Annotated in this window: 17 protein-coding genes and 1 pseudogene; 16 read left to right on the top strand and 2 right to left on the bottom strand. The window is 42.8% G+C overall.

What is annotated here, in order from left to right:
* Window positions 1–4: 4 nt before the first annotated feature.
* From WDV74_RS16745 to WDV74_RS16675, 15 genes are all read left to right on the top strand, one after another.
* Window positions 5–346, top strand: a complete 342-nt coding sequence (locus WDV74_RS16745) for a hypothetical protein (protein WP_338885751.1) — start codon at window positions 5–7, stop codon at window positions 344–346.
* A 3-nt stretch (window positions 347–349) separates the two neighbouring features.
* The gene (locus tag WDV74_RS16740) at window positions 350–1012 is read left to right on the top strand and encodes a DUF4400 domain-containing protein (protein WP_338885750.1); all 663 of its coding nucleotides are present in this window, start codon (window positions 350–352) and stop codon (window positions 1010–1012) included.
* A gap of 84 nt (window positions 1013–1096) precedes the next feature.
* Window positions 1097–1396, top strand: coding sequence for a hypothetical protein (locus WDV74_RS16735; protein WP_338885749.1), 300 nt, complete (start codon window positions 1097–1099; stop codon window positions 1394–1396).
* A complete protein-coding gene (locus tag WDV74_RS16730; RefSeq protein WP_338885748.1) occupies window positions 1386–2234 on the top strand; it encodes a thioredoxin domain-containing protein in 849 nt (282 codons plus the stop codon). The genes WDV74_RS16735 and WDV74_RS16730 overlap by 11 nt, the downstream gene beginning before the upstream one ends.
* Window positions 2235–2237: 3 nt before the next feature.
* On the top strand, window positions 2238–2525 hold the full coding sequence (gene traL, locus WDV74_RS16725; protein WP_338885747.1) for a type IV conjugative transfer system protein TraL: 288 nt from the start codon (window positions 2238–2240) through the stop codon (window positions 2523–2525).
* A complete protein-coding gene (locus tag WDV74_RS16720) occupies window positions 2522–3175 on the top strand; it encodes a TraE/TraK family type IV conjugative transfer system protein (RefSeq protein ID WP_338885746.1) in 654 nt (217 codons plus the stop codon). The genes traL and WDV74_RS16720 overlap by 4 nt, the downstream gene beginning before the upstream one ends.
* Window positions 3168–4247 (top strand): type-F conjugative transfer system secretin TraK, encoded by a 1080-nt coding sequence (locus WDV74_RS16715; protein WP_338885745.1) that lies wholly within the window; start codon window positions 3168–3170, stop codon window positions 4245–4247. Before WDV74_RS16720 ends, WDV74_RS16715 begins: the two co-directional genes overlap by 8 nt.
* Window positions 4248–4253: 6 nt before the next feature.
* Entirely contained in the window at window positions 4254–5561 is a 1308-nt protein-coding gene (locus WDV74_RS16710; RefSeq protein ID WP_338885744.1) for a TrbI/VirB10 family protein, read from the top strand.
* 19 nt (window positions 5562–5580) lie between these two features.
* Window positions 5581–6111 (top strand): type IV conjugative transfer system lipoprotein TraV, encoded by a 531-nt coding sequence (gene traV, locus WDV74_RS16705; protein ID WP_338885743.1) that lies wholly within the window; start codon window positions 5581–5583, stop codon window positions 6109–6111.
* Between the two features lie 115 nt (window positions 6112–6226).
* A complete protein-coding gene (locus WDV74_RS16700) occupies window positions 6227–6994 on the top strand; it encodes a DsbC family protein (protein WP_338885742.1) in 768 nt (255 codons plus the stop codon).
* 2 nt (window positions 6995–6996) lie between these two features.
* Window positions 6997–9465 carry a type IV secretion system protein TraC gene (traC, locus tag WDV74_RS16695; RefSeq protein WP_338885741.1) on the top strand — a complete coding sequence of 823 codons (2469 nt, stop codon included), beginning with the start codon at window positions 6997–6999 and terminating at the stop codon, window positions 9463–9465.
* A 1-nt stretch (window position 9466) separates the two neighbouring features.
* A complete protein-coding gene (locus tag WDV74_RS16690; protein WP_338885740.1) occupies window positions 9467–9736 on the top strand; it encodes a hypothetical protein in 270 nt (89 codons plus the stop codon).
* Between the two features lie 82 nt (window positions 9737–9818).
* Complete coding sequence (gene lepB / locus WDV74_RS16685) at window positions 9819–10265, top strand: signal peptidase I (RefSeq protein WP_338885739.1); 447 nt, start codon at window positions 9819–9821, stop codon at window positions 10263–10265.
* Window positions 10266–10321: 56 nt separating this feature from the next.
* A complete protein-coding gene (locus WDV74_RS16680; protein WP_338885738.1) occupies window positions 10322–11488 on the top strand; it encodes a TrbC family F-type conjugative pilus assembly protein in 1167 nt (388 codons plus the stop codon).
* Between the two features lie 8 nt (window positions 11489–11496).
* Window positions 11497–12561, top strand: a complete 1065-nt coding sequence (locus tag WDV74_RS16675; protein ID WP_338885737.1) for a TraU family protein — start codon at window positions 11497–11499, stop codon at window positions 12559–12561.
* A 209-nt stretch (window positions 12562–12770) separates the two neighbouring features.
* Here the strand turns inward: WDV74_RS16675 and WDV74_RS16670 are convergent, their stop codons facing one another.
* Complete coding sequence (locus WDV74_RS16670; protein WP_338885736.1) at window positions 12771–13040, bottom strand: hypothetical protein; 270 nt, start codon at window positions 13038–13040, stop codon at window positions 12771–12773.
* A 24-nt stretch (window positions 13041–13064) separates the two neighbouring features.
* On the bottom strand, window positions 13065–13490 hold the full coding sequence (locus WDV74_RS16665) for a transposase (RefSeq protein ID WP_338885735.1): 426 nt from the start codon (window positions 13488–13490) through the stop codon (window positions 13065–13067).
* On the opposite strand from WDV74_RS16665, the pseudogene WDV74_RS16660 reads away from it, so the two are divergent.
* A pseudogene (locus WDV74_RS16660) lies at window positions 13477–13616 on the top strand (transposase); the annotation flags it as partial. The gene WDV74_RS16665 and the pseudogene WDV74_RS16660 sit on opposite strands and share 14 nt — an antisense overlap.
* Window positions 13617–13626 lie beyond the last annotated feature (10 nt).

Raw genomic sequence — 13626 nt, 5'->3', positions numbered from 1 at the left:
AAAAATGGAAACCACTCACAATGCGGAACTGGATTCGTACTACTTTTCATTCCTGACCCAATGGGATATTTGTTTCGATGTTTTCAAGAAAATGGAAGATTCAATACGGGATTCAGAATACCAAACTGCTTTTCACAACTACACGCTGGAACAGCTAAAGAAATATTATTTTCGCAAAAAGGACGACTCACTTGACGATTGGGAAAACCTATCCATCTTGCTTTTAAAGCAAATGACGTTTTTAGCCCTGCTCAAAAAAAACACTGTCTACGAAGAGTACAAAAAATACAAAATCCCCGCACGGGTCGAGGCCTTTTTGTCAAAAACCATTTTGGAAAAAGGATAACCCATGTTTGGTTCTGATAAAGGTGGGAATAGCTTTTCAATAAAAAAGCTGTTATTCATTTGCACAACCCTATTGATGATCCTATCCATTTTCATCCCTGCCAGTTGGTACAAGGCGAATATGGTAAGAGAACTAAAAATGGGTGAAGTCATGACAGGGCAGAAAAGTTTTAACGGCACAATACTCCCTTACGCCAATGCGCTTTACACTGATTATTTTGTTAAAACAGGCATTAACGATGTGCTAAAAACCTATTTTAACCCCGCCCAAAAATCCGAAGATAAATTGGAAAACACGTTTAACAACATCAGTAATGTGTTTCTCCCTTTTTTCAAAAATATCACCACGGTGATCTGTTATCACCTGTATATGGTGACTTATCGGTTATCCGTGCTCTCGTTTTGGATCCCGTTTTTCTTCATCATGCTTGTCCCCTCAGTCATTGCCGGGCTGTGCCAATGGAAACGGAAGCAGTATGACTTTTCCTACGTGTCGCCATTTTTAAACAGAAGAAGTATCAAGCTGGTTGGTTACTGTGTGTTTCTTATGGTTTTATCCATCATTATACCGCTCCCTGTTCCTCCTGTGATTAATGCAATTATGGCCCTGTTTGTTGTTCCAATGGCAATCATCCTCATCATCAGCAACCTACCGAAACAGATTTGAATATATAGGCGCATTTTATGTGCCTATCTTTAAAATTTTCTTTTTGGGCATTGTTATGATCGTGAAACAACGCGAGGAATAACCATGTTCAAGAAGATGAAAAACCAAATCCCCATATTCACAATCTTGTTCGCCATTTTGCTTTGTCTGAACGTTGCCATGCTGTCCGTAACCATCACGTTATCACGGGTAACGGATCAGTTAAGAGAGGATGTGAGTCGGGTAAACGAAAGTGTGATGTATTTATCGGATGAAAATACCCTCGTTCTCAAACTCTTTGACCTGACAAAAGAGGATATGGAAAAAGAGCTGAACAAGAAACCGAACCAGAAAATGATAAAACCGACTGACTTGCTGGATTTAGGGAAGAAAAATGGAAAGTAACTTTTCAAAATGCAAACCAGTCATCGTTAAGGCGCTTTTGGGATTAACCGTGGTGGCAACCGCCATAAACACCGCCATTTTGTTAAAAACAAAACAGGATGTCGCCGAGCTTCAGGTCGCTGTAGACCACATCAAAATCCCGGCAATTAAAAATGACACTGACTTAAACGGTTTCTTTAAAAAATACATTTTAGCTTCTGGTTACAATCAGGTAATGAAAAGGACCAAACCCAATACGGTTTCGGATAACGGGGCGGGTGACACCCTGTCCGTGAACGATGAAAAAGAAGAAAACGCCATCAATCAGCCCTCCTCCGATAATGACCGTATTTATGGAAACGTAAACGCGCCATTTTTGTTGATCCATTATTCAGACTTCGAGTGTGAATACTGTCAGTCTGAGTTCCCTGAAATGGTTGGTTTCGTTGATAGTTCTGGTGGAAATGTTGCGTTGGTGTTCAAACACACCCTCGGACACGGAAAACGGTCATTGTATCTCTCTACATTAGTCGAATGTGCCTATCAGCAAAAAGGGAACTACGGATTTTTTGAATTAGCAAAATACCTTTTTGATAGCAAAAGAAACGGGAGTTTCAATGTTCCTATTAAAGAGTTAGCCAATAACTTCTCTTTGGATGAGAAAACGTTTGGGACATGCGTCAACAACGGTGGCGGTGGTGCGAAAATTGCTTTCGATACGCAAGAAGCGATCGGATTAAATTTAGATAGAACGCCCTCCACGATCATTTCCTATAAAAGCAAGGCGGTATTGGTGCAAGGCGCTGTACCCATCACTGAAATACAAGCTGTCATGGGGCAATTAACCCAAACGGAGTAAAAAATGTCAAAAATAGTAGAGATCTCCCATAGCGTAGATGCACCCCCTCGCATGTTCTTTTGGACCGTCGATGAATTGTTTCCTTTCATGGTGATGATGGGGATCGGGATAGTGACAGGGCGACTCATATTAATGGTTCTTGTTGGGCTTATTCTGAGCAAAATATATGGGCGTTTTTTAGACAAAGCCTCCGATAAATATTTGGCCCATCTTGTCTATTGGAAATTCGGAATTGGCACAAACAAAATCACATTTATACCTGACGCATTTGATAGGGAATTTACGGTATGAAATTTTCAAAACTGAGAAATACATTATCGGGACTGAGGGAAACGAATAATACATTAACCATTACAAACCTTTGCACTGCCATTGTATCAATCGTGTTAATCGTTTTGGTTTTTACAAAAAACGAGCGTGTGGTTATTGTACCGCCCAATCTCACAACAACTTCATGGATTGATAATAACGAAGGTTCTACCGCCTATATGCAATCATGGGCGGGTTATATTGCCACGCTGCTCGGGAATGCCAATCCCACATCGGTTAAGTTCATCAAAGAGTCGCTCGAGCCATTTTTAGCCCCCACAAATCGCGGTGCAATCATGCAAACCATTGATGACGAAATAGGGAAAATTAAAAGGGACAGGGTTTCAGTCTCATTCAGCCCGACGAAGATTTCGTCAGACCCAATGGCAAAAGGCGTGTACTTTGTTGAAGGCACACAAGAGATTAAAAGTATCACGGGTAAAAAAACAGCCTATTCAGTGACTTATATTGTGACCGTATTTATCAAGGGATATAAACCCGTAGTGGATAATATTCGGCTTAAAAATGGTGGGGTTGAATTACCTTCAAATGAAGCCAAGAAACATGAGGGCAAGATCGTAGAGGGTTCAGAAGCAGAACAAATCGTTAAAGGGAGCAGAATCAATGATTGATTTTAAGGTTAAGCTAATCTGGCAGGCTGTGATTTGTTCATGCCTTGTGTGCGGTTCTGTTTCGGCAAAAACAATCTTCGTTTATGGCGAAGCTGAAGCGCCCCTAAAATCCACGAAACAATCACAATCCATTTCAAAACCGGAAAAAACATCCCCGACTGCCAATCATTATCAGGCTGAAAGCCATATTGAAGAAATCGCTACCGATCTGAGTGATAACAACATCCAGCCCGTGCCGAGTTCGGTTATGTCAAATAAAGCACCGCCGCCGTTGGACTCACGAATGACGTACACAATACATTCAGGTGAAAACACGTTGATACCTATCTCAATCGGGCAACCGAACAGGATAGTGACTCCGTTCCCTGAACCTGTGGTACAGGTCATTAAGAAAAACAGCATTAAAATAGCGAAAGAAGGGAATGTGATTTATTTAACGTCTTACAAAAATGAGCCTATCGCCATGTACATCACCAACAAAGGTGATGAATCAAAGGCAATCTCATTATCGTTGCACCCACAAAAAAGACCCCCAGTTGAAGCCACACTGTTACTCACTAAAGAGGCTAACCGCAATAACCCTCACTTTACCAACGGTAAGTATTATAGCCCTACAAGCGCGATACAAGGGGCAAACAAGGAAAAAGCGGAACGGTGGGAGAAAAGTGATACCTACGCGAAAACCATCACAAAACTCCTTAAAACAATTGCATTAGGTGACTTGCCAAATGGATATGAAATCACGGATCTAAAAGACAACAATGTATCAATACCAAACTGCCTGTTCAGAACGGGCAGCGAACAGGACAATATTCAATATTCATTCAAAAACGGGCAGTACATTGCCGGATCACGTTTTAGCGTGATAGTCGGCGTGGCAACCAACACTGGGCCATCAACGGTACTTGTCGATGAGTCGCTGTGTACGCATCCTCGCCTTGCTGCAAGAGCCTTATGGAGCAATAACACGCTTGCCCCTAACCAAAAGACCGAAGCCTATTTTGTCATCAGAAACGATAGCGGATCACAAGGGGCTATATCATCCTCCATGCGTCCTCGCCTAGCGGAGTGATTAACCATGTCGATAAAAGAGAAATATGACAATCTATCCCCAAAATCAAAAAAAGGGGTTTTGTGGGGCGGGGGCGGTTTTCTGTTGGTTTTGGCACTGTATTTATTTACAAGCACACCTGAACAAAAAAATACGGTTAAACAGGAAAACAACAAGCCTAGCAGTAATCTCATTACAAGCGGTGACACGCAAGGCGTTAGCCAAGAGTCAATTGCAGCAGATTTAAGACGCATTGAGGATCAACTGGCAAAAATGGAGCACCAACGGGTTGCAGACCAAAAAGAAATCAGTGATCTCAATCGGAAGCAAACCCGACTTGAGAAAGAAAACAACGAGTTGAATTTCAAGCTCAACAATCAACAAAGTTATGTCATACCCACGCCAGCGGCAACACCAAAAACGCCAAAGGTGCAGGAAAAACAAAAGCTTCAAGATATTTACAGCCAAAATAATATTCCTTACAGCACGAATCAAATGAGAGACGGAAACAGATTGCAGAAAAATGAGAATGTAAAAGACGAAACCCATTCAGATAATTTTGCAAAAGAAGAAGACTACCCTGAAATCATGCGTTTTGACGGTGATACAGATGATAGTGTTGAACAAAAAAAAGAGGTTAAAAATCAGTCAAAAAGCGACTCAAAAAACAGTCATGAAGAAGTCGTTGAAGGCACATATTTACCCGCAGCCTCAATCATACCCACTGTTGCCCTATCAGGGATGGATGCGCCAACGGCAAAGCAAGCCCGTGAAAACCCATACCCGATGCTGCTGCGCGTGAAGAAAGAAGCCATCTTACCTAACGACTTTTCGGCAGATATTCGGGAGTGTGGGATCTTGGCATCTGGCTACGGTGAGTTATCGTCTGAAAGGGCCTATTTGCGAAGCAATACCATCACGTGTATTAGGGATGATGGTGCAGTGTTTGAAGCGACATTTGATTCCTACGCGGTTGGCGAGGACGGTAAAGCGGGAGTAAGGGGTCGCTTGGTCACAAAGCAAGGCCAATATCTGGCAAAAGCCTTGATAGCGGGTTTCTTACAAGCGGGCGCAGAAATGTTTAGTGTTCAGCGGATGCCAACAATCACAGTGGGTCGTGCTGGCGAAAATTATGAAGCCCCATACCAGCAAATTAACAGTAACAAATTACAAGGCGCAGCCATGAAAGGTGTGGGTGGGGCGTTGAATCGACTGGCTGATTTTTACATTGATATGGCACAAGACCTGTTTCCTGTCATTGAAATTGATCCCGCGAGAAGCATTGATTTTGTTGTGACTAAAGGCGTTAAACTGGACTTCAGGCAAACCAATTAACCATTAGGGAAAATACAAAATGAAAAAACTAATACTTGCCCCCCTAATGGGGATGGTTGCTCTTTCATTGGGTGCGTGTTCTTCATTGGTAGGAAACAGCGAGTTTGGCTGTAAAGGTATGCCAAATTCCGTGACTTGTATGAGTGTCAGGGATGTTCACAAGCTGACGGATGGTGATGATTATCAGGAAAAAATCGACCTTGTTTCCAAAAAACAGCAAAATGGGGAATCGGTAACAAAAGATGAAATTCAATTACTCACCAAAGGAAAAAGAAATCAAAGGATGGTCGCTGAATCAGGTCAATACACGCCTGTACCAAAACCCGCAGCCAATCCACAACCTATCCGCAGTGAATCAATGGTCATGCGCATTCTTATTGATCCTTACGAAAATACGGAGGGTGATTTAGTCGTGGCGGGATATATCTATACGGAAATTGCGCCGAGAACATGGGACGTTGGAGAACCCAGACATAGTAACAAAGCCAACGCAGTTCTGACACCATTGCAATCACCAGAACCTAGACCAGCACCGCCAACAAACAGGTAAAAATCATTTTAAAGAAAGGGCTTAACGTCCTTTTTTTATTTTACATGGAATAAATTTTTTTTAAATCTGAAAGAATATGGCAATGCGAATACGTTCTTTCGATAAGGGATCGGTAATGAAAAAAACACTTTTATGTATTGCATTGGCTCTCGTAGGGTTTACCGCAACCAGCTTTGCAGAAGAAGGCTATAACGATATTGAAAAAAGCCGTACGAAAACTGTTTTTAACAAAGAAGCATTAGAAAAAAATCCGAACAAAACGCCCGATGTTGTGAAATATCTTCTGCCAACAAACGGGATCATTGCACTCCAAAATAATGGGAAACTGCAACTTCTCACCTCCAACGGTCGTTTTGTTATCAAAGGTGTGCTGCATGACACATGGGCTAAAAAAGATTTAAACACCTTTGAAGACATTAAAGAATATGCCTCCATGATCCCACTGAACAGCCTGAATATCAAAATGGAAGATTTACAGTCAGCAACGTGGGGTAAAGGACCAAACCAGACCATCATCTTTACCGATCCATATTGTGAGCAGTGCGTCATAGCCTTAAAAGAATTATCCAAGTTAGATCCTGAAAAACACACCATCCATGTGTTATCGGTGGGCGTATTAGGCGACAGGAGTAAGCAACGCAATTATGAGCTTTATTGCGCGAAAGACCGTTACCGTGCTGATAGGGCAATTATCACAGGCGATAACACCATCAAGTTTGAGCAGATAGAAAACTGCGATAAAGAGGCGTTAGTCAGACGCGAAATCACCGCACAAGTCTTTGGGGTGAGCATGATCCCGTTTGTGATCCGAAATGACGGAAAATACAGCGTAGGGAAACCAACTGAAGGCTTGAAGACCTTTATCGAGAATGGAGCAAAATAATCATGGCTACCGCTGTAATTTTAAAAAGGATGCAAGACATTAAAAAATTTTCTTCCCTATGCCCTGTTATCGCTGAAATGGACGATGAAAACATATTTGTCTGTGAGAACAAATACGTTGCTATTGGATTTAAGTGTGTGCCGTTGTCGGGTACGGGTAGCGGTGAGCTTTCGCAACTAAAAACACTTTTATCAGGATATTTCCCGAATAACACGGTTATTCAAATATCACTTATTGCTTCACCCAACATCAGCCACATTATCAACATGGCTGATTTTATGCGTATGAATTGCCCTAGCCCGATAATGAAAACAACGTGCCTAAAACGTTCTGATTTCCTGTTAAAGCACACAGCAGTCCCGTTTCGGGGAACGAATACCAAAGCACGAAATTGTTCGTTATACATTACCGTAAAAACGCCAATCAAAACCGAACTGTCACCAACCAAAGATGAATTGGCTGTGTTGCGGGAAATTCAAACTAGCCTCGAAACAACATTACGCATTACGGGTTTTCGTCCCCAAAGGCTCAATGAGCAAATGTATATTGCTGCGTTAAGCAGTATGTTACAGCAGGGCGAAAATGCCCACTGGCGGGATAGGCTACCGATTGAAGTTGATGAAGAAAAAAGCATTGCCGAACAGCTATTGCAAATGGATAGCCTTTTTTTCATCAGGTCAAAATATGTGGGTTTTGGTAATCCCGAAGATGAAGATGCCAAAACAGACACAGACACAACCTTTATCCGTACATTGTCCGCAAAATCGTTGCCAAGACGTTTTCAGGAAGGGCAGGCGCAATACTATCTTGGCGATTTAATGAATGGATCAACGGGGATAAAAAACCCGTGTATCATCACCATGACGTTACTCTATCCAGATCAACAGGCAGCGAAAACCAGCTTCACCAGTAAGCGGACAATCGCCACCCGAAATGCCGATGGACCCACCGCTAGGTTAGTGCCCGCCATGAAAACCACCAGTCAGGGTTTTGACATATTGGCCCATAAAGTCGATGAAGGACAGCCCATTTTCAGATCGTCACTGACCATTTCTATTTTTGCCAACAGCGTGACACAACTCAATAAGTCAGTGCAGGAAGCCGCGAGTTATTTCAACAACTTGTCATTCAAAATGATACCAGACGTTAATTTCGTTGCGCCTATCTTTCTTGCTTCATTGCCTATGTTCTACGAAGCGAAAGCAGATAGCGTGTTGGGTCGCTCTAAAACATTGGCAGCAGAAGAAGCATTGGTATTATCTCCGCTCTATGCCGATTGGCAGGGGGTGGGTGATCCCGCATTGACACTGGTTTCCCGAAACGGTCAGATCCAAAACCTGAACATATTTCAGAGCAATACCAACTACAATATGTGTATTGCAGCCACATCGGGATCGGGTAAATCATTTCTCACGAACTACATTATTTCATCTTATCGGTCGCTCGGCGCGAAAGTGTGGGTCATTGACGCGGGGGATTCCTACAAAAAGCTGTGTAATATGTTTGAAGGTTCATACATAGACTTCAATCCCGCAACCAAGCCTTGCCTTAACTTCTTTGAATTAATACAGGACTATTTTGGTGAGGATGATGATGCTGAAGATGGAACGGGGGAAGAAGATCTCATCATTGGCTTGCTATCCGTCATGGCGGCACCGCAAAACGGATTAGACGATTATGCCACTTCACGTTTAAAGAAACACGTTGCCCAACTCATTAGGCAGCATGGGCGTGAAACCACTATTGATAAGGTAGCAGAATCCTTAAAAAAAGATGAAGATAAGCGGATAAGGGATGTTGGCGAACAGTTATATCCATTCACCTCTGAAGGTCAATACGGTAAATATTTTATCGGGAAAAACAATATTTCCTTTGAAAATATGTTTACCGTTTTAGAGCTTGGGCGCATTGAAAAATCTGAACATTTAAAACAAATCGTTTTGATGCAGTTAATCTATCAAATCCAACAAGATATGTTTCTTGGTGACAGAAGCCAAATGAAGATTGTCATTATTGATGAGGCATGGGCTTTATTAACAGGGAATATCGGTAAATTCATCGAAAAAGGGTACAGACGTTTCAGAAAATACTATGGGTCGGCAATCACCATTACGCAGTCGATTAATGATATGTATAAAGACAGTGTAGGGCTTGCGATCACGGATAACTCCGCTTATCTGGCGATGTTGGGCCAGACGGAATCCTCTATCAACAAAGCCAGAAAAGAAGAACGTCTGCCGCTAAACGAGACGGGTTATGAATTTTTAAAAACAGTCCGCAGCGAAGCGGGGGTGTTTTCTGAAATATTCATTATGAGTGAAATGGGGAGCGGTATTAGTCGGTTACTGGTCGATGATTTCTCTTACATGCTCTACACGACAAAATCAGAAGAAGTTAGCGCGATTGAGTCAAAAATCAAGCAAGGTAAAGACGTCATCGAAGCCATTAACGAATGTATCGCGGGGGTGTGAAATGGTTAAAAACGCGCTCATCTCCGTTCTGTGTGGTTTTATTGGTGCGGGGTTGTTCCTGCACTTTAAACCGCCAAAAACGCTTGTGACGCAATTTGCGGTAGTCGATTTAAGTAATCCTGATGGGTCTATCAAATCACCGCAAGAAATCGCCGTCATTAACAGCAGGGCTAAATCGTTATCAGAAAAAGGGTTTGTCATACTCACCAAATCTGGTGTTTATGATGCCCCTAGCGAGATATTTATCAGTGGGAAACTCAAACCTGAATAATGAAAATGAAAAAAACATTTTCAAAAGAATCTACGCGCGAGTGTCAAAGAAAAAGCGAAGCTGGAAGCGACAAGGGGTGTATATGGTTCTTGTCGCTATATTTGCTGCACCCAGCAGCCTTTACATTTTCAACCGATTCTCTTTCGGGATTGATGCACAAAACTACCCATGCATACCAGAGTATCGAATTTACCTAATAGATAAAGGCGACAAAAACATCACGAAAGGGAAGCTATTTGCGTTCAAATCCCAATATATTAAAGGCATTGCCATTAAGTATGTCGATGGAATGGCAAATGACCGTGTAGCCGTGAATGGCGAAGAAACAACGATAAACGACAGTATGGTTGGGGAAGGACTGTTACTGGCGAAAGAATCAGGCCATACAGAGCAAGAACTGACAAGGACAGGTGTGATCCCAATAGGCCATTTGTGGATGATGGGAAGGACAAAAATTAGTTTTGACTCGCGGTATTGGGGGATTATTTCAGAGCAAGACATTATAGGGAGAGCATATCCGATATGGTAAAAAACAAAATTGCTTTTTTAGTCTCTTTAATTCTTCTAGGGTCACCCATAACCAGTATGGCAAATCCTGATATAGGGATAGTGAGACCGTATAAAGGCGAAACGGTGACTGCGCCTAAAATCACCGAAGCTGAACTTAAAGATATTGAAAGCATGAAAGCAGCCGCTCTCGCGCAAACCCAAAAACAGGAAGCCAATGCTCAACAAGCCATTAATGAAAAAAACATAATGGTTCGTGAAAATGCATCAAAATTTAATGACAATGAAGCTGAAATATTAAGGCAAATAGCACGGGCTGAGAATGGAGAATCACCGCAGCAGGAAATCATAAAAGGGAATGTTTTTTACATTCTCGTTTCCGCATCACTTGATGATAAAGAACTATTAGACATCATGGAGATGGCAGCAGACAAAGAAAATGTTGTGCTGGTTGTTCAGGGAGTCAAAGACAAAAAAACATTGGTTGATGAAGTTAAACACTGGCATGAGTTGATAAAAACCAGTGGGAAAAAAATCAATTTTCAAATTGATCCAAACATTTTCATTAAGTACAGGGCACAAACAGTCCCGACTATCATCCATGAGAAGAATGGTGAAATGGTGGCGGTGGTACGAGGTATTTCAAACACAACGTTTCTTGATGGTAAGCAGGGTGATTTAGGTACACAAGGTCCAGCAAAAAGCATTGCCGAAAGAAACATGCTCGACTTAATCAAGGAAGGGATCGACAACCTTGATTTTGAAAAAATGAAAAAAGAAGCCGTAGAACGGTATTGGAAAAACCAAAAAATATACCCATTTCCCGTCGCTATTGAAGATAGCGTCCACTATGTCGATCCGAGCGTTGTTATCCCCGAAGATATTGTTTCGCCTGATGGTAAAGTCATTGCCAAAAAAGGGCTGGTTAATCCGATGGACGTGATACCGTTTGACCTGAAATTAATCTTTTTTAATCCAAATTCAGAATGGCAACGTCACTTTGCCAAAGCGCAGTATGCCTCAGCGAAAGAACAACAACTCGTTCCTATCCTGATTGCCACTGATGTTTATGAGGACGGGTGGAAAACGTTTGAAGACAGTGGCTTCTATGGTGATGATGCCACGTTGTTTTTCATTCAGGAGGGCATGAGAGAGCGTTTTGGGGTCGAAAAAGTCCCTAGCGTTGTCACCGGTGACGGAAAGCAGTTTGTCATTAATGAATATGCTGCACCCGCAGCGGAATAAAAATGAAAATGAAAAAGATAATTTTGATTTCGGCTCTATTCACCCTATCGACAGCCTGCTTTGCTGAAAATGTCAAAGACATGACCGATAAACAAGATACCAACAGCTATCTTTGCAAGGACAATGGGTTTATGACCCGCGGGAAAATGTTCTCGGATGTGTGTTGGTCCTGTATGTTTCCAATAAAAATTACGGGTGCAAATATCGGTCCTAGCGGAGAAGTCCCTGATGATGCTGCCAGTGGCACATTTTGCGCTTGCCCGGATGGATTGGGCATCTATCACGCCGGATTACTCACGGGAATATGGGAGCCACGAAAAATTGTTGAAGTGACAAGGCAAACAGGCTGTTTTTCAACGCTTGGCGGTTTGAAAATGAATGTGGGGAACAAATTCAGCTACGGCAACCAAGTTTCTGATTCGGGGCATGAAACCGAGACAAATTCGGGAATTAGTTTTTACCATTATCACTACTACGCTGCACCGCTGCTGAGAATATTAGACTTGTGGCTACCAAAAGGCTGCCAGCCTGACGCATACAGTGATTTTGATATTATCAGTTTTTCTGAGATAGATCCGACATGGCACAGTGCGACATTGGCATTTTTCCAACATCCTGAATCAGTCGCGGTGGCGAACATGATTGCGCATTCAGCATGTACCATAGAGGGCGCGAAAATTGCGACAGGGGGCAAGCCTGTTAATAAATTGTGGTGGTGCGCAGGATCTTGGGGTGGTCAGTACCCTTTAACAGGCTCAGTCCCCACGAAAGACACACCACGAACAACTAGCCTGATAACGGCCAGAACGTTATCACTTGAGCATCGACGGGGGCTTGCCCGATTGACGGTAGGTAAAGATGTGGCATGTCGAGCGCATATCTATCCGACTATTCCGAAGCAACAATACAAATTCAATATGGTCTTTCCGACACCAGAAAGTCGTCGTTCCCATGTGTTGGGAGAAACACCGTACCGTTGGCAAGGCGGCTCATTCAGATACCCGCCAGTGAAAGGACAAGAAACCATCTACATGATATTCCAGTGGGTAGATTGTTGTAGGATCATTTTGTAAAAAACGGTTTTGTCACTTTCTGAATTTTTGAAACGGTAGCATGAGGCTTGGCTCTGTCGCATTAAGAGTTTTACATTCTCGTGACCACATGATGCTGTGGTTTTGGGATAGCCTGAACTATATATTTTGTGGTTGGATTGACCTATTGTTTCTTAATGCGACAGAGCCCGTTTTCGCCTAGAATGAGACAAATAACGCGATGCTCGACTTTAACATCCTATAACGTTGACTTGTTGAAGCCAGTCGTGTTGACTTTTACCTTGTTTAAAATTGGCAAAAATACCCAACGTGTGAGAAAGCAGTTTTCTGGCAATTCGATTACTCAAATGCCACAAATCCCGTGCCCAGCACGTCTCAATAGTAAATTGTCCGGCGAGTTGACCAATCACGGTTTCAATTAAACGGCGCTTGGCATTAATGCGCTTTCTCGTCTCTCTGGGGATGGGGTCATCCATACTGGCACGCACTGCGGTAATCATTTCAATACCCTCTTCCTTCATTTCTTATTTAAATTCAACGCCTAAATACCCTTTATCACCCAGCAAATAGCCTTTTATCGAGCCGATCACATCCCAGCTTGCTTCACGCTCACTGACATTGGCGGGCGTCAGCGTAAACCCGGTTACCACGCCGATTTCGTCTATCATCAGATGCCCTTTGAAGCCGTAGTCAGTTTCGTTTTTGGCGGCGCAGTACCCATAATCAGCTTGTCCTTTAAAGTTGGCACTACCTTTTGCTCTTTTGAATCCACAGACGGGCAGCGGAAATCCGTCGATAATATGTACCGGCCTGTCGAGCGCGCCCAATAGCCTCGCCAGCTTTTCTTGCAGTTGTTGTTTAACAACCCAAAGATTCGAAATCTGTTTAGCTAAATCGGCGCGTGAACCCAGTCCCGGGAACCACTCGCGCCAGTGGTCATTATTACTCATATGGAAATTGCCTCTTATGCTGAGTTGTCCGTTACATGGTTGTTGGCTGGAATTCTATCAGGGATTTTCAGGGCATTTTTTCGGCTGGGCAAGCCACGTACAGCCAGCAATATTATTGCGGTGATGGCAATGAACC

Origin of the sequence: Xenorhabdus sp. TH1 (assembly GCF_037260955.1) — a bacterium.
In the GTDB taxonomy this organism is placed as follows: Bacteria; Pseudomonadota; Gammaproteobacteria; order Enterobacterales; family Enterobacteriaceae; genus Xenorhabdus; species Xenorhabdus griffiniae.
This window is presented reverse-complemented; position numbering and strand designations above follow the sequence as displayed.